This window comes from Pseudomonas sp. USHLN015 (genome assembly GCF_037153275.1).
Classification (GTDB): domain Bacteria; phylum Pseudomonadota; class Gammaproteobacteria; order Pseudomonadales; family Pseudomonadaceae; genus Metapseudomonas; species Metapseudomonas tohonis.
The window spans coordinates 542316-557458 of record NZ_JBBCKP010000002.1 but is presented as its reverse complement, the minus strand read 5'-3'; the positions used below and the strand labels follow the sequence as shown (position 1 = coordinate 557458).

Below are 15143 nucleotides of genomic sequence, written 5' to 3'. Positions count from 1 at the left end.
TCACACGCCCTCGCTCAGTTGCACCATGGCCTCGCGCGCCCAGCGCACGGTGATGCGTTCGCCCGGCTGGAACGACGGCGCGGCGGCCTGCCACTGGTTGTTGGCCTGGCTGATGCACAGGTTCTGGCCGTTATCCAGGCGCAGCTCGTAGCGGGTGGCGGCGCCCTGGTACTGGATATCGTGCAGCAGGCCGCTGATCTGCACCTCGCCGGCCAGGGCGGCCTCGCCGGTGGCGAAGCGGATGTGCTCGGGGCGGATGGAGAAGGGCTGCTCGTTGCCGGTCAGCTCCAGGGCCACGGCACCGCGCAGCACGTTGGAGGTGCCGACGAACTCGGCGACGAAGGGCGTGGCCGGCTGCATGTAGAGGTTGCGCGGGGTGTCGACCTGCTCGATGCGGCCCTTGTTGAACACTGCCACGCGGTCGGACATCGACAGCGCCTCGCTCTGGTCGTGGGTGACGAAGATGAAGGTGATGCCCAGCTGGCGCTGCAGCTTCTTCAGCTCGCTCTGCATCTGCTCGCGCAGCTTCAGGTCCAGTGCGCCCAGGGGTTCGTCCAGCAGCAGCACGCGGGGGCGGTTGACCAGGGCGCGGGCCAGGGCCACGCGCTGGCGCTGGCCACCGGAGAGCTGCGCCGGCTTGCGGTCGCCGTAGCCGGCCAGGGCCACCATGCCCAGGGCCTCTTCGGCGCGGTTCAGGCGCTCGGACTTGCCGACGCCCTTGACCTTCAGGCCATAGGCGACGTTGTCACGCACGTTCATGTGGGGGAACAGCGCGTAGTCCTGGAACACGGTATTGACGTCGCGCTGGTAGGGCGGCAGGCCGGCGGCCTCCTCGCCATGGATGCGGATGGAACCCGAGCTGGGCTGCTCGAAGCCGGCGATCAGGCGCAGGCAGGTGGTCTTGCCGGAACCGGATGGGCCGAGCATGGAAAAGAACTCGCCGTCCTGGATATCGATGGATACCCGGTCGACGGCCTTGACCTCGCCGAAGAGACGGGAAACCTGGGTGAACTGGACTGCAAGCGTCATGGTGCGGTGCTCCGGTAAAGCGAAAAGGGTGCAGGTGTGGCGAAACGGCCCCCCGCCCGCAGGCGAGGGGAAAACTTCAGGTACTGCTGTTCATCTGTCCCCCGTCTCCTGCAAGGAGAGGGAGGCACTTCGAAAGAGGCTGGAAAAAACGTTCAGCCCACGTCGCGAGCGGGCCTCAGCCGTGGTTGGCCAGCGCACAGGAACCGGAGCGTACGACCGTACGTGAGGATTCCGAGCACTGCCCGAACACGGATCAGGCACGCGCAGCAGCGGGCTGAGTGTTTTTCAGCGGCCGCCCATGATGGCGATATAGTCCTGGGTCCACCGGCTATAGGGCACGAACTTGCCGCCCTGGGCCTGCGGGGTCTTCCAGAAGGCGATCTTGTCGAAGTTGTCGAAGCCGTTGGTGGCACAGCCTTCGGCGCCGAGCAGCTCGCTGGCCTTGCAGCCGGCGGGAACGGCAGGGAGGGAGCCGAACCAGGCGGCGACGTCACCCTGGACCTTGGGTTCCAGGGACCAGTTCATCCACTTGTAGGCGCAGTTGGGATGCTTGGCCTCGGCGTGCAGCATGGTGGTGTCGGCCCAGCCGGTGGCGCCTTCCTTCGGTACCACGGAGGCGATCGGCTGCTTCTCTAGCTGCAGGGCGTTGACCTGGTAGGGCCAGGCGCTGGAGGCGACCACGCCTTCGTTCTTGAAGTCGCTCATCTGCACCGTGGTGTCGTGCCAGTAGCGGTGGATCAGCGCGTGCTGCTTGCGCAGCAGGTCGAGCACGGCGGCGTACTGCGCCTCGTTCAGCTCATAGGGGTCCTGGATGCCCAGGGCCGGCTGGGTGGCCTTCAGGTAGAGGGCGGCGTCGGCGATGTAGATCGGGCCGTCGTAGGCCTGCACGCGGCCCTTGTTGGCCTTGCCGTCGGGCAGGTCCTGGGCCTCGAAGACGGTGGCCCAGCTGGTGGGGGCTTCCTTGAAGGTGTTGGTGTTGTACATCAGCACGTTCGGGCCCCACTGGTAGGGCGAGCCGTAGTGCTGGCCGTCCACCGTGTACCAGGGCGCGTCCTTCAGGCGCTCGTCGAGGTTCTTCCAGTTGGGGATCAGCGCGGTGTTGATCGGCTGCACGCGCTTGCCGTAGATCAGGCGCAGCGAGGCGTCGCCCGAGGCGGTGACCAGGTCGTAGCCACCCTTGGCCATGAGGCTGACCATCTCGTCGGAGGTGGCGGCGGTCTTGACGTTGACCTTGCAGCCGCTGTCCTGCTCGAACTGGCTGACCCAGTCGTAGTTCTTGTCGGTCTGGCCGCGTTCGATGTAGCCGGGCCAGGCGATGATGTCGAGCTGGCCTTCGCCAGTGCCGACTTGTTTCAGGGGCTCGGCGGCCTGCAGGCTGGCGCTGGCCAGCAGGGCGGTGGTAAGCGCACTGAGCAGAGCGGTTTTGCGCGCGGACATTGATGTTCCCTCTTGTTGACTAGTTATTGGTCGGGGCAGTTGAACGTCGTTTCGCGGGCCTTCCGGCCTTTGTTGTTTTAGAAGTCCTGGCCGTGGCGCGCCATGATGTGGCGCACCACGCTGTAGTCCTGCAACGAGTCGCTGGACAGATCCTTGCCATAGCCGGAGCGCTTCAGCCCGCCATGGGGCATCTCGCTGGCCAGGGTGAAATGGGTGTTGATCCAGGTGCAGCCGTACTGCAGGCGGTTGGCCAACTGGAAGGCCTTGTCGAGGTTCTGCGTCCACACCGAGGAGGCCAGGCCGTACTCGGAGTCGTTGGCCCAGTCCAGCGCCTGGTCGAGCTGGTCGAAGCGGGTCACGGTCACCACCGGGCCGAACACTTCGCGCTGGACGATCTCGTCGCCCTGCTTGCAGCCGGCCAGCAGGGTGGGCTGGTAGTAGAAGCCGGCGCCGGAATGCACGGCGGCACCGGTGACGCGCTCGATGTGCGGCTGGCCGAGGGCGCGCTCGACGAAGCTGGCCACGCGGTCGCGCTGGCGCGAGCTGATCAGCGGGCCGATCTCGTTGTCCTGGTCGCGCTTGCGGGCGAAGCGCAGGCTGGCCACGGCGTCGCCCAGCTCGCTGACGAGGCGGTCGTGGATGCCGGCCTGGGCATAGATGCGGCAGGCGGCGGTGCAGTCCTGCCCGGCGTTGTAGTAGCCATAGGCACGCACGCCCTGGACCACGGCTTCGAGGTCGGCGTCGTTGCAGACGATCACCGGGGCCTTGCCGCCCAGTTCCAGGTGGGTGCGCTTGAGCGTGCGGGCGGCGGTTTGGAGGATCTTCTGCCCGGTGACGATGTCGCCGGTGAGCGAGACCATGCGCACCCTGGGGTGGCTGACCAGGTGGCTACCGACGCCTTCGCCACCGCCGGAGACGATGTTGATCACCCCGGCCGGGAGGATCTCCGCCAGGGCCGGGGCCAGGGCCAGGATCGACAGCGGGGTGTGTTCGGAGGGCTTGAACACCAGGGTGTTGCCGGCCGCCAGCGCCGGGGCGATCTTCCAGGCGGCCATCATCAGGGGGTAGTTCCAGGGCGCGATGGAGGCGACCACGCCCACCGGGTCGCGGCGCACCATGCTGGTGTGGCCGGGCACGTACTCCCCGGCGAGCTGGCCCTGCTGGCAGCGCACGGCGCCGGCGAAGAAGCGGAACACATCGGCGGTGGCGGGGATGTCGTCCTGGCGCGCCAGGTGCAGCGGCTTGCCGCAGTTCAGCGATTCCAGGCGGGCCAGTTGCTCGGCGTTGGCCTCGACCGCATCGGCGATGGCCAGCAGGGCGGCGGCGCGTTGCGCGGGGGTGGTGCGGGACCAGCCGGCGAAGGCCTTGTGCGCGGCGAGGACGGCGGCTTCCACCTGCTCGATGGAGGCCTCGGCGATGGCGATCAGGGTTTCCCCGGTGGCGGGGTTGAGGATGGGCTCGACCAGGCCTTCACCGATGACCAGCCGGCCATCGATCAGCAAATGGGAATGCAGGGTGGGCGTGCTCGCAGTGCCGGCCATCTTCGGGGCTCTTTTCTTCCTGGGTTTTTGTTCTTCAGTCATGGCTGTGCTCCTGGCGGCGCCCGGCATGACTCTGTTTATAGGAAGCAGAGCCTAGTGGGCGGGCTTGAGGTCGACAAATTCTAAATATTGAAAGCGGCGTTCGATTAAATCGAAGGCTTGCGGGCGTTCGGCTGTTCGCGGGCCAGGGTGAGGAAGGGGTCCACCAGCGGCGGCCGCGCGGTGCCGCGACGCCAGGCCAGGCCCACGTCCAGCGGTTCGCCCAGGTCCACCAGCGGGCGCGCCTCGATGATGTCGCCCTCCAGGGACCAGGGGCGGTAGGTCATGTCCGGCTGGATCGACAGGCCGAGCCCGGCCGCCACCAGGCTGCGCACCGCTTCCACCGAGGCGGTACGCAGGGTCACCTGGGGCGTGAGGCCGGCGCGGGACCAGATGCGCTGGGTGTGCAGGCCCATCTCGTCGGCGTTTAGCTGGATCAGCGGCTCGCTGGCGACGTCCGCCAGGCTGATGCTGTCGTGCTCCAGCAGCGGGTGCTGGGCCGGCAGCCAGAGACGGTGGGGCGAGTGGGTCAGCACCTCGGTCTGCAGGGCGTGGCGGTCTTCCAGGTTGGAGAGGATCAGCACACCGACATCGATCTCGCCGCTCACCAGCAGGTGCTCGATGTAGGGGCGCTCGTCCTCCACCACGCGGGTCTTCACGTTGGGGTAGGCGCGCTGGAAGCGAGTGATCAGGTCGGCCAGGTAATAGCCGGCGACCAGGCTGGTCACGCCGATGGTGAGGCTGCCGGCCACCTGGTCGGTGCTCTGCTGCAGGCTGCGCTTGGCGTTGTCCACGGTCGCCAGGATCAGGTGCGCCTGGCGCAGGAACTGGTGGCCCTGGTGGGTCAGGGACATGCCCTTGGCGTGGCGGTTGAACAGGCTGACGCCGATCTCCTCCTCCAGCTGCTGGATGGCCAGGGTCAGGGTGGACTGGGAGATGAAGACCGCCTGGGCGGCGGCGGAGATGGAGCCCGTCTCGGCGACGGCGATGAAGTGGCGGATCTGGCGCAGGGTCATCATGGGGCGGGGTTCCGCAGGTGGAAAATGCCGAGCGACAGTATGGTTTATCGAAAATCGAGTGGGGGATTCTTTTTTATCGAATGCCGGCACGATAAAGCCACGCTCCCCTCCCTCCCTGTAGGAGCGAGCTCTGCTCGCGAAGCTCTACAGCCGGGCACGGTGGCGGGGCTGAATGAGGAGGTTGCTACCTCCACCGCGTGGGTTTCGCTTCGCTCTACCCACCCTACGGACTCGGTGTATGCCGGTATGAACGGAGCGCGGTTGCAGGCTTCAGGTACGCCCCGCATCCGACATATGCCTTGTGCCGATTCATCGGACGGGGGCTCCCGGCCCAGCGGCAATATCCCGAAGCAATCCGGCGCTTACGTGCTCGGAAACTCGGCGGCTAGAGTGCAGTCCATCAGAAGATTCGCCCACCGAAGGAGGTTGTGATGAACACCCGTGGATTGCTCGATCAACTGCTCAAATCCGGCCAGGACCTGCTGCAACAGAAGACCGGTGGCAAGTCCGGCGGCTTCGCAGGCGGTGGCTCCGGCGGCGTGGGCGGCAACCTCGGCAGCCTGCTCGGCGGTGCCGGTGGCGGCGCGCTGGCGGCCGGTGCGCTGGGCCTGCTGCTGGGCAACAAGAGTGCGCGCAAGCTCGGCGGCAAGGCGCTGACCTATGGCGGCCTGGCCGCACTCGGCGTGCTGGCCTACAAGGCCTATGGCAACTGGCAGGCCAAGCAGGCGGGGGCGCCCCAGGGCGAGCCGCTGACCCTCGATCGCCTGCCTGCGCCCCAGGCCGAGCAGCACAGCCAGGCCGTCCTCAAGGCGCTGGTGGCGGCGGCGAAGGCCGATGGTCATGTCGATGCCCGCGAGCGCCAACTGATCGAGGGCGAGCTGGGCAAGCTGACCCAGGATGCCGAGCTGCGCTCCTGGCTTGAACTGGAGCTGAACAAGCCGCTGGACCCCGCCGATGTGGCCCGCGCCGCATGCACGCCGGAAATGGCGGCGGAGATGTACCTCGCCAGCGTGCTGATGGTGGATGAGGAGCACTTCATGGAGCGCGCCTACCTCGACGAACTGGCCCGCCAGCTCAAGCTCGACCCCGACCTGAAGACCGAGCTGGAAAGCCAGGTCCGCCAGGAATTGCAGGTCAGCTAGGTCCCTGCAGACTGCCTGCACGTCCGATCGCGAATGAATTCGCTCCTACAGGGTGTCGCTGTGCGCCGTTGGGCGGCTGAAGTCGCCCCCGCACCGTCCGCCGGATGGACACGACCGCTGCGTCGGGTGGAGGTCGCCCTTTACCTCCACCGGGCGAAGCCGGGCCCTGGCACCCCATGATGGGCTTCGCGGTGCTCGCCGAACACCGATGTCCTCGCTCGGCTGTGGCGCCGCCCATCCTCCCAACACGCCCAGCACAATTTCTCGTTTCTGCCAGACTTCCAGGCGGGCCCGCCAAAGGGCTGATGCCCCGTTGCGCTTTGTCTTGCAAGGACGTGGGGCGAGTCTCTAGAGTCGCCGCTCAATGACGACGCGCGCGATGTCCGGCGCGGTAAACGACAGGGTTTGACAAGCGGGGGTCTACGTGAAGAACTGGTCGGTGCGGCTACGAATCCAGGCGAGTTTCGCCATCATCATCGCGATCATGCTGCTGATGGCCATCGCGTCCTATGTGCGCTTGTTCACGGTGCAGAAGGGGGCGGAGCGCCTGGCGGATAACGCCATGCCCGGCATGTTCCTCATCACCCAGGTGCGCAGCGCCTGGACCGACGTGTTCATCCAGACCCTGGAGCGCGTAGGCGCCTCCGACCAACCGCTGGAGAAGGTGGATCAGGACAAGCTGCGCCTGCTGGACGAGAGGCTCGATGCTGCCCTGGCGGAGTACCGCAAGACCATCAGTGACAGCAACGACGAGACGCTCCTGGAAAACTTCAACCAGAGCCGCAAGCGCTATGACGCGGTCCTCTCCACGGTCATCGAGCTGCACCAGCAGAAGCGGCTGGGCGAAGCCCGCTCGCTGCTCACCGATGACCTGACCAAGATATGGAACGAAGGCCGCAACGGCCTCACCGAACTCATCAGCTACAACCGCAAGACCGCCGAGGGGGCGACCGGCGACATTGTCGACGCCGTGCGCAATGCGGAGCTGAGCATGATCGTCTCGGTGCTCCTGGCCATCGCCGCCGCCTTCGTCTGTGGGGCGCTGCTGGTGCGTGCCATCACCGAGCCGGTCCAGCGTGTGGTGCAGAACCTCCAGGCGCTCGCCTCGGGCGATCTCACCGCGCGCCTGCACCTCGGGCGCAAGGATGAGTTCGACTCCATCGAGACCGGTTTCAACAGCATGGCGGAGGAGTTGAAGAGCCTGGTATCCCAGGCTCAGCGCTCATCGGTGCAGGTCACCACTTCGGTGACCGAGATCGCCGCGACGACGCGCCAGCAGCAGGCCACCGCCACTGAGACGGCTGCCACCACTACGGAGATCGGGGCCACTTCACGTGAGATCGCCGCCACGTCGCGGGACCTGGTGCGCACCATGACCGAGGTTTCCGGCGCCGCCGAGCAGACCTCCACCCTGGCCGGCTCCGGCCAGCTGGGTCTGGCGCGAATGGAGGAGACCATGCACCAGGTGATGGGCGCCGCCGACCTGGTCAACGCCAAGCTGGCGATCCTCAACGAGAAGGCCGGCAACATCAATCAGGTGGTCACCACCATCGTCAAGGTCGCCGACCAGACCAACCTGCTGTCCCTCAACGCCGCCATCGAGGCGGAGAAGGCCGGCGAGTACGGCCGCGGGTTCGCCGTGGTGGCGACCGAGGTGCGCCGCCTGGCCGACCAGACGGCCGTGGCCACCTACGACATCGAACAGATGGTGCGCGAGATCCAGTCTGCCGTCTCGGCCGGGGTGATGGGCATGGACAAGTTCTCCGAGGAGGTGCGCCGCGGCATGTCCGAGGTCGGCCAGGTCGGCGAGCAGCTGTCGCAGATCATCCAGCAGGTGCAGGCCCTGGCGCCGCGTGTGCAGATGGTCAACGAAGGCATGCAGGCGCAATCCACCGGCGCCGAACAGATCAACCAGGCCCTGGTGCAGCTGGGCGAGGCTTCGGGGCAGACGGTGGAGTCCTTGCGTCAGGCCAGCTCCGCGATCGATGAGCTCAACCACGTCGCCCAGGGCCTGCGGGCCGGCGTCAGCCGCTTCAAGGTCTGAGATGACGACCCGCGCGACTGGCCAGCAGCCCCGTCGTGGGCAGCTATACCTGCTGTTCGGCATGGGCAGCGACCGCTATGCCCTGGACGTACGCGACGTGCTGGAGGTGATGCCCCTGCGCCGTCTCAAGCGCCTGCCCGAGGCGCCTGCCTGGGTGGCTGGCGTTTTCGACTGGCGCGGTGCGCCGGTGCCGGTTCTGGATCTCGGCGCCCTGGCTTTCGGCGAGCCCGCCCGCCCGCGTACCAGCACCCGACTGGTGATGGTGCGCCATGCCGGGCACAGTCTCGGCCTGGTCCTGGAGCAGGCCACCGAGACCCTGCGCTGCCAACCCGAGGAGTTCCAGGACTACGGGCTGGATGGGGGCGAGGCGCGTTACCTGGGGCCGGTGTTGCGCAGTGCACAAGGGCTGGTGCAGCGTGTCGAGGTCGCCGAGCTGCTCGGTGAAGAGGCACGCGCGCTGCTGTTCCCGGCCGATGCGGAGGCCACATCATGACCCCGCGCTTCGAGCGCCTGCTCAAGGAGCGCATCGGCCTTGACGTCGACTCGGTCGGCCGCGAGCTGGTGGAGCGCGCCATACGCCTGCGCATGCAGGCCAGTGGTTGCCGGGACGTGGACGAGTACTGGCTGAGCCTGGAGTCGTCCCACGGTGAGCAGCAGGCCCTGGTCGAGGCCGTCGTGGTTCCCGAGACCTGGTTCTTCCGCTACCCCGAGTCTTTCGTGGCCCTGGCCCGGCTGGCCTTCGAGCGCCTGCCGCGCCTCGCCTCCGGGCGCCCGCTGCGGGTGCTGAGCCTGCCCTGCTCCAGTGGCGAGGAGCCGTACTCCATCGTCATGGCACTGCTCGATGCGGGCTTTGCCCCGGCACTGTTCCAGGTGGATGCGCTGGACGTCAGCGAGAAGGTGCTGGAGCGCGCGCGCCAGGCCGTCTACGGGCGCAACTCGTTCCGTGGCGAGGAGCTGGGCTTCCGCGATCGCCACTTCCTGCCCGTCGAGGAGGGCCACGTCCTCACCGAGCAGGTCCGGCGCAAGGTGAACTTCCGCCATGGCAATTTGCTGGGGCCGGGCCTGTTGGCGGGCGAGGCGCCCTATGACTTCGTGTTCTGCCGCAACCTGCTGATCTACTTCGACCGGCCCACCCAGAGCCAGGTGCTGGCGGTGCTCAAGCGTCTGATGTGTCCCGACGGAGCGCTGTTCGTCGGCCCCGCCGAAGCCAGCCTGCTGAGCCAGGACGGCATGCGTGCTTTGGATTTGCCACAGTCCTTCGTGTTCCTGCCGGGCGTGGCCAGGGCGCCGCGCGCCGTCGCGCCGAGTCCACGGGTCGCTTCCGCTCCGGCGCCTGCCCCAGCCCCCCGAAGGGCTGCCCCGCCAGCGGTCCGCCCGACGCCCGTTGCCCCGCGCCCGGCACCGGTCGCACGCGGCCAGGAGGCCGCTGGCGAGCTGTTGGAGATCGCCCGGCTGGCCAACGCCGGTAGCAGCGTCGAGGCCCGCGCCGCCTGCGAGCGCCACCTGGCTGCTCATGGTCCGTCGGCGGCGGTGTTCTACTGGCTTGGCCTGCTCTGCGATGTGGCCGGCCAGCAGCGCGAGGCGCAGGACTACTACCGCAAGACCCTCTACCTGGAGCCCGGTCATGCCGAGGCCCTGGCCCACTTGGCGGCGCTGCTCGCCGCGCGCGGCGACCTGGCGGGTGCCCGGCGGTTGCAAGAGCGTGCCAGCCGTGGAGTGAACGACCATGATCGATAGCCGCGTCGTAAGCCTGGACGAAAGCGCGCAGGCACCCATCGACGACTGCTGGAACCGTATCGGCGTGCACGGCGACAAGAGCTGCGAACGCCTGCAGGACCATATCCACTGCCGCAACTGCGAGGTGCATGCGGCGGCGGCCACCCGGCTGCTGGACCGCTATGCGCTGCATCGCGAGATGGAGGAGGAGCAGGCGCCCGTTGAAGAAGATCTCGGCGAGACCCGCTCGACTCTGGTCTTCCGCCTTGGCGATGCCTGGCTGGGGCTCGCCACGCGACAGCTGGTCGAAGTGGCGCCGCAGTCGCTGATCCACTCCCTGCCGCACCAGCGCTCCCTGGGCCTGCTTGGCGTGACCAACGTGCGCGGCGCCCTGGTGGCCTGCCTGTCGCTGGTGGAAGTGCTCGGCCTGGAGCCGGGGGGTGGCGTTGCACCGGAGCGCCGCGTGGTGCCGCGCATGCTGATCGTCGCCAGCGCGGATGGCCCCGTGGTGGCGCCGGTGGATGAGGTCGACGGGATCCATGCCATTCCCCTGCGCGCCGTGTTGGAGGGTGGCCGCGGCGCTGCCCAGGTAGCCCGGCCCTTCGCCGCCGGCGTGGTGCAGTGGCGAGGGCGCAGTATCACCCTGCTGGACGACGCAATGTTGCAGCAGGCCATCGCCAGGAGCCTCGGATGACACCGGACCAGATGCGCGACGCGTCGCTGCTGGAGCTGTTCAAGCTGGAGGCCGAGGCACAGACCCAGGTACTCAGCAGCGGGCTGATGGTGCTGGAGCGCAACCCGCGTCAGGCCGACCAGCTCGAAGCCTGCATGCGCGCCGCCCACTCGCTCAAGGGGGCTGCGCGTATCGTCGGCATCGAGGCTGGTGTGCGCATCGCCCACGTGATGGAGGACTGCCTGGTGGGCGCTCAGGAGGGCCGCCTGCAGCTGCAATCCGAGCATGTCGACGCGTTGCTGCAGGGGTCCGACCTGCTGCTGCGCCTGGGGTCCGCGGCTGGCGTCGATTGGGCTGGCAAGGACGGTCGTGCGGATATAGATGCCCTGGTGGAGCGCCTGCAGGGCCTCGCCAGCGGGCAGCGCATGGCCCCCCGCGAGCCGGTGGCCCGTCACGAGCCCGCTGCCGAACCCGCTGGGCCGCCCGCCGTGGTTCCGCCCGAGGAGGAGCCCGTGGCATCCGCTCCATCGGCTGGAGAGAGCCGCGACCGGGTGCTGCGGGTGAGCGCCGAGCGCCTCGATCACCTGCTGGACATCTCCAGCAAGTCATTGGTGGAGTTCCAGCGCATCAAGCCCCTGGGCGATGCGTTGCAACGCCTCAAGCGCCTGCAGGCCAATGCGGCGCGGACTCTCGACGGGGTACGCGAGGCGGTGCAGGACGATGCCATGGACGCTCCCTCCCGCGCCATGCTCGCCGAGGCCCGGCAGTTGCTCGGTGAGTGCCAGCAGATGCTCGCCCGGCACATGGCCGACCTCGATGAATTCGGCTGGCAGGGCGGCCAGCGCGCGCAGTTGATGTACGACGCCGCGCTGGCCTCGCGCATGCGCCCGTTCGCCGACGTGCTGACCGGCCAGGCGCGCATGCTGCGTGATCTCGGCCGTTCCCTCGGCAAGCAGGTGCGCCTGGATATCGAAGGCGAGAACACCCAGGTCGACCGCGACGTGCTGGAGAAGCTCGAAGCGCCGCTCACCCACCTGCTGCGCAATGCCGTGGACCATGGCATCGAAAGCCCCGCGCAGCGGATCGGCCGCGGCAAGCCCGAGGAAGGGTGCATCCTCCTGAGCGCGCGCCATCACGCCGGCATGCTGGTGCTGGAACTGCGCGACGATGGCGCTGGCGTCGACCTGGAGCGTCTGCGCGCGGCAGTCATCGAACGGGGTTTCGCCAACGCCGATACCGGCGCACTGCTCAGCGAGGAGGAACTGCTGGCGTTCCTCTTCCTGCCCGGCTTCAGCATGCGTGATCAGGTCACCGAGGTGTCCGGTCGCGGCGTCGGGCTGGATGCCGTGCAGCACATGGTTCGCCAACTGCGCGGTGGCGTGCGCATGGAGCAACGCCAGGGCGAAGGCACCCGTTTTCACCTGGAGGTGCCGCTGACCCTGTCGGTGGTGCGCAGTCTGGTGGTGGATATCGGCGGCGAGGCCTACGCCTTCCCTCTGGCACACATCGAACGCATGACCCGCGTGCCCGCCGAGGCGCTGGTGCAGCTCGAAGGCCGTCAACATTTCTGGCATGAGGAGCGGCATGTCGGCCTGGTAGCCGCCAGTCAGGTGTTGCAGCGTCCGGAGGGCACTGCCGGCGAGGACGGACTGGCGGTGGTGCTGGTGCGGGAGCGTGAGGCGCTCTACGGCATCGTCGTCGATCGCTTCATCGGCGAGCGCACCCTTGTGGTGATGCCGCTGGACCCGCGCCTGGGCAAGGTCCGGGACGTCTCCGCCGGTGCGCTGCTGGACGATGGCACGCCGGTGCTGATCCTCGATGTCGAGGACATGCTCAAGTCGGTCGGCAAGCTGCTTGGCAGCGGTCGCCTGGAGCGCGTCGGCGGCTCGACCCGGCAGGGCGCCGGCCATCGCCGCAAGCGTGTGCTGGTGGTGGATGACTCGCTCACCGTGCGCGAGCTCGAGCGCAAGCTGCTGCTCGGTCGCGGCTACGAGGTGGCGGTGGCGGTGGATGGCATGGACGGCTGGAACGCGTTGCGCGCGGAAGCCTTCGACCTGCTGATCACCGACATCGACATGCCGCGCATGGACGGGATCGAACTGGTGACCCTGGTGCGTCGTGACAGTCGGCTGCAATCGCTGCCGGTGATGGTGGTGTCCTACAAGGACCGTGAAGAAGACCGCCGCCGTGGCCTGGATGCCGGTGCCGACTATTATCTGGCCAAGGCCAGTTTCCATGACGAAGCGTTGCTGGACGCGGTGGTCGTGCTGATCGGAGAGGCACAGGGATGAGGATAGGAATCGCCAACGACATGCCCCTGGCCGTCGAGGCGCTGCGCCGTGCGCTGGCCCGGGAACCTGCTCACCAGATCGTCTGGATCGCGGGCAACGGCGTCGAGGCGGTGCGCTACTGCCAGGAGGACACCCCGGACCTGGTGCTGATGGATCTGCTGATGCCCGAGATGGACGGCACCGAGGCGACCCGGCGGATCATGGCTCAGTCGCCTTGCGCGATCCTCATCGTCACGGTCGACAAGGAGCAGAACATCCACCGTGTTTTCGAGGCGATGGGGCAGGGGGCGCTGGACGCCGTGGACACGCCCGCACTGGGTGGCGACCACGAGCGCGATGCCTCGGCACTGCTGCGCAAGATCCAGAACATAGGCTGGTTGATCGGGCAGCGCGTGGGGAACCGCAAGGTCCGCGAGCCTCCGTGTCGGCAGTTGGTGGCCATCGGTGCCTCGGCCGGCGGGCCCGCGTCCCTGGCGCAGTTGCTCAAGCAACTGCCCGCCGACTTCGCGCCGGCGGTGATGCTGGTGCAGCACGTCGACGAGACCTTCGCCGCCGGCATGGCCGAGTGGCTGGGCAGCGAGTCCAGCCTGCCCGTACGCCTGGCTCGCGAGGGCGAACAGCCGCAACCCGGCCACGTGATGCTGGCGGGCACCAATAACCACATGCGCCTGCTGCGCAATGGTGAGCTGGCCTATACCGAGGAGCCTCGCAGCCACGTCTACCGGCCTTCCATCGACGTGTTCTTCGACAGCCTGGTGGCGCATTGGCGGGGCGACGCGGTGGGCGTGTTGCTCACCGGCATGGGCCGTGATGGTGCGCAGGGGCTCAAGGCCATGCGTGATCGGGGCTTTCTCACCATTGCCCAGGACCAGGCGAGCAGCGCCGTATACGGCATGCCCAAGGCGGCGGCAGCGCTGGATGCCGCCGTGGAAATCCTGCCCTTGCAGCGGATCGCACCGAGGCTCGTGGAAGCGTTCTCGCGATGACGGCTGCCCGGGGCGCTACCCGGGGTGACATATTTTTTGACGGCGGCCTACCCGTGACACGCATTATCATGGGCCGCGCACTTCGATGTAGTGTGCGTGTCGCGCAAGGCCAGTGGGCCCGGAGAACGTTATGCATTACCCCTATCGCAATCAGGCCGAAATGCACTCGATTACCGAAAACAAGGTGATGGTGCTGCTGGTCGATGATCAGGCGATGATCGGCGAGGCGTTGCGCCGCGCCCTGGCCGATGAGGCCGGAATCGACTTCCATTTCTGTGCGGACCCGCAGACGGCCGTCGAGGTGGCCCGCCAGATACGGCCGACGGTGATCCTCCAGGACCTGGTGATGCCCGGCGTCGACGGCATCAGTCTGCTGGCCGACTATCGAGCCGCCGCCGAACTGCGCGATGTACCGATCATCGTGCTGTCCACTCGCGATGATGCGGCGGTCAAGAGCACCGCATTCGCCGCCGGTGCCAACGACTACCTGGTCAAGCTGCCCGACTCCATCGAGCTGGTGGCGCGTATCCGCTATCACTCGCGTTCCTATCTCGCCCTGCAACAGCGCGACGAGGCCTACCGTGCCCTGCGCGAGAGCCAGCAGCAGTTGCTGGAGGCCAACCTGGTGCTGCAGCGGCTGATGAACTCCGACGGCCTCACCGGCCTGTCCAACCGCCGTCACTTCGACGAGTACCTCGAAATGGAATGGCGCCGTGCCTTCCGCGAGCAGACCTCGTTGTCCCTGCTGATGATCGATGTGGACTATTTCAAGGGCTACAACGATCACTTCGGCCATGTCGCCGGGGATGACGCCCTGCGCCGCGTGGCCGAGACCCTGCGCGAGTCCTGCACGCGCTCCTCCGACATGGCCGCGCGTTATGGCGGCGAGGAGTTCGCCATGGTCCTGCCGGGCACTTCCAGCGGTGGCGCACGCCTGCTGGCTGAAAAGGTACGGCGTGCGGTGGAGGCACTCGGCATCCCTCATGACCTGCCCCAGGACGGGGCTTCGCTGAGCGTCAGCATCGGCGTTTCAACCCTCACGCCCAAGGCGGGCCAGGTTTCGCTGATGCTGGTCGACCGTGCCGACCAGGGGTTGTACTTGGCCAAGAACAACGGCCGCAACCAGGTGGGGCTGGCTGCCGATGCGCCCGGCGCATGAGTATTCCTGAGCGCGGCCGGGCAGTCGCGCTTCGCTTGTTGTAGAGGCCACGTCAGACGCCACGCGC

The 15143-nt window shown here is 67.6% G+C and carries 12 protein-coding genes and 1 other RNA gene; 8 read left to right on the top strand and 5 right to left on the bottom strand.

The annotated features are described in order from the left end of the window. From WFQ67_RS05840 to WFQ67_RS05820, 5 genes are all read right to left on the bottom strand, one after another. Positions 1-1029: an ABC transporter ATP-binding protein gene (locus WFQ67_RS05840; protein WP_213625972.1), complete on the bottom strand. Its 1029-nt coding sequence runs from the start codon at positions 1027-1029 to the stop codon at positions 1-3. A gap of 149 nt (positions 1030-1178) precedes the next feature. Continuing rightward, a non-coding RNA gene (locus WFQ67_RS05835) (sX9 sRNA) lies at positions 1179-1253 on the bottom strand. Positions 1254-1314: 61 nt separating this feature from the next. Continuing rightward, positions 1315-2466, bottom strand: coding sequence for a putative ABC transporter substrate-binding protein YdcS (ydcS, locus tag WFQ67_RS05830; protein WP_337056375.1), 1152 nt, complete (start codon positions 2464-2466; stop codon positions 1315-1317). Between the two features lie 77 nt (positions 2467-2543). Then, complete coding sequence (locus WFQ67_RS05825) at positions 2544-4049, bottom strand: gamma-aminobutyraldehyde dehydrogenase (RefSeq protein ID WP_173176053.1); 1506 nt, start codon at positions 4047-4049, stop codon at positions 2544-2546. Positions 4050-4153: 104 nt separating this feature from the next. Further along, complete coding sequence (locus WFQ67_RS05820; RefSeq protein ID WP_213625969.1) at positions 4154-5065, bottom strand: LysR family transcriptional regulator; 912 nt, start codon at positions 5063-5065, stop codon at positions 4154-4156. Positions 5066-5496: 431 nt separating this feature from the next. Here WFQ67_RS05820 and WFQ67_RS05815 point away from each other — a divergent pair, with 431 nt between their 5' ends. The 8 genes from WFQ67_RS05815 to WFQ67_RS05780 all read left to right on the top strand — a co-directional run bounded on the left by WFQ67_RS05815 (position 5497) and on the right by WFQ67_RS05780 (position 15076). After that, on the top strand, positions 5497-6207 hold the full coding sequence (locus WFQ67_RS05815) for a tellurite resistance TerB family protein (RefSeq protein WP_337056374.1): 711 nt from the start codon (positions 5497-5499) through the stop codon (positions 6205-6207). A 424-nt stretch (positions 6208-6631) separates the two neighbouring features. Then, positions 6632-8251, top strand: coding sequence for a methyl-accepting chemotaxis protein (locus WFQ67_RS05810; protein ID WP_213625967.1), 1620 nt, complete (start codon positions 6632-6634; stop codon positions 8249-8251). 1 nt (position 8252) lies between these two features. Further along, on the top strand, positions 8253-8744 hold the full coding sequence (locus WFQ67_RS05805) for a chemotaxis protein CheW (RefSeq protein WP_337056373.1): 492 nt from the start codon (positions 8253-8255) through the stop codon (positions 8742-8744). Then, complete coding sequence (locus WFQ67_RS05800; protein WP_337056372.1) at positions 8741-9988, top strand: CheR family methyltransferase; 1248 nt, start codon at positions 8741-8743, stop codon at positions 9986-9988. The genes WFQ67_RS05805 and WFQ67_RS05800 overlap by 4 nt, the downstream gene beginning before the upstream one ends. Then, positions 9978-10661 carry a chemotaxis protein CheW gene (locus tag WFQ67_RS05795; RefSeq protein WP_213625964.1) on the top strand — a complete coding sequence of 228 codons (684 nt, stop codon included), beginning with the start codon at positions 9978-9980 and terminating at the stop codon, positions 10659-10661. The genes WFQ67_RS05800 and WFQ67_RS05795 overlap by 11 nt, the downstream gene beginning before the upstream one ends. Then, complete coding sequence (locus WFQ67_RS05790) at positions 10658-12931, top strand: hybrid sensor histidine kinase/response regulator (protein WP_213625963.1); 2274 nt, start codon at positions 10658-10660, stop codon at positions 12929-12931. The genes WFQ67_RS05795 and WFQ67_RS05790 overlap by 4 nt, the downstream gene beginning before the upstream one ends. Next, positions 12928-13917 carry a chemotaxis response regulator protein-glutamate methylesterase gene (locus tag WFQ67_RS05785; protein ID WP_213625962.1) on the top strand — a complete coding sequence of 330 codons (990 nt, stop codon included), beginning with the start codon at positions 12928-12930 and terminating at the stop codon, positions 13915-13917. Before WFQ67_RS05790 ends, WFQ67_RS05785 begins: the two co-directional genes overlap by 4 nt. Positions 13918-14047: 130 nt before the next feature. Further along, positions 14048-15076: a diguanylate cyclase gene (locus tag WFQ67_RS05780; protein WP_213625961.1), complete on the top strand. Its 1029-nt coding sequence runs from the start codon at positions 14048-14050 to the stop codon at positions 15074-15076. The last annotated feature ends 67 nt before the right edge of the window (positions 15077-15143 follow it).

What these genes read in the sequence shown, in the direction of transcription:
- WFQ67_RS05840 (WP_213625972.1), bottom strand. Translation starts at nt 1,029, where the DNA reads ATGACGCTTGCAGTCCAGTTCACCCAGGTTTCCCGTCTCTTCGGCGAG.
- ydcS (WP_337056375.1), bottom strand. Translation starts at nt 2,466, where the DNA reads ATGTCCGCGCGCAAAACCGCTCTGCTCAGTGCGCTTACCACCGCCCTG.
- WFQ67_RS05825 (WP_173176053.1), bottom strand. Translation starts at nt 4,049, where the DNA reads ATGACTGAAGAACAAAAACCCAGGAAGAAAAGAGCCCCGAAGATGGCC.
- WFQ67_RS05820 (WP_213625969.1), bottom strand. Translation starts at nt 5,065, where the DNA reads ATGATGACCCTGCGCCAGATCCGCCACTTCATCGCCGTCGCCGAGACG.
- WFQ67_RS05815 (WP_337056374.1), top strand. Translation starts at nt 5,497, where the DNA reads ATGAACACCCGTGGATTGCTCGATCAACTGCTCAAATCCGGCCAGGAC.
- WFQ67_RS05805 (WP_337056373.1), top strand. Translation starts at nt 8,253, where the DNA reads ATGACGACCCGCGCGACTGGCCAGCAGCCCCGTCGTGGGCAGCTATAC.
- WFQ67_RS05800 (WP_337056372.1), top strand. Translation starts at nt 8,741, where the DNA reads ATGACCCCGCGCTTCGAGCGCCTGCTCAAGGAGCGCATCGGCCTTGAC.
- WFQ67_RS05795 (WP_213625964.1), top strand. Translation starts at nt 9,978, where the DNA reads ATGATCGATAGCCGCGTCGTAAGCCTGGACGAAAGCGCGCAGGCACCC.
- WFQ67_RS05790 (WP_213625963.1), top strand. Translation starts at nt 10,658, where the DNA reads ATGACACCGGACCAGATGCGCGACGCGTCGCTGCTGGAGCTGTTCAAG.
- WFQ67_RS05785 (WP_213625962.1), top strand. Translation starts at nt 12,928, where the DNA reads ATGAGGATAGGAATCGCCAACGACATGCCCCTGGCCGTCGAGGCGCTG.
- WFQ67_RS05780 (WP_213625961.1), top strand. Translation starts at nt 14,048, where the DNA reads ATGCATTACCCCTATCGCAATCAGGCCGAAATGCACTCGATTACCGAA.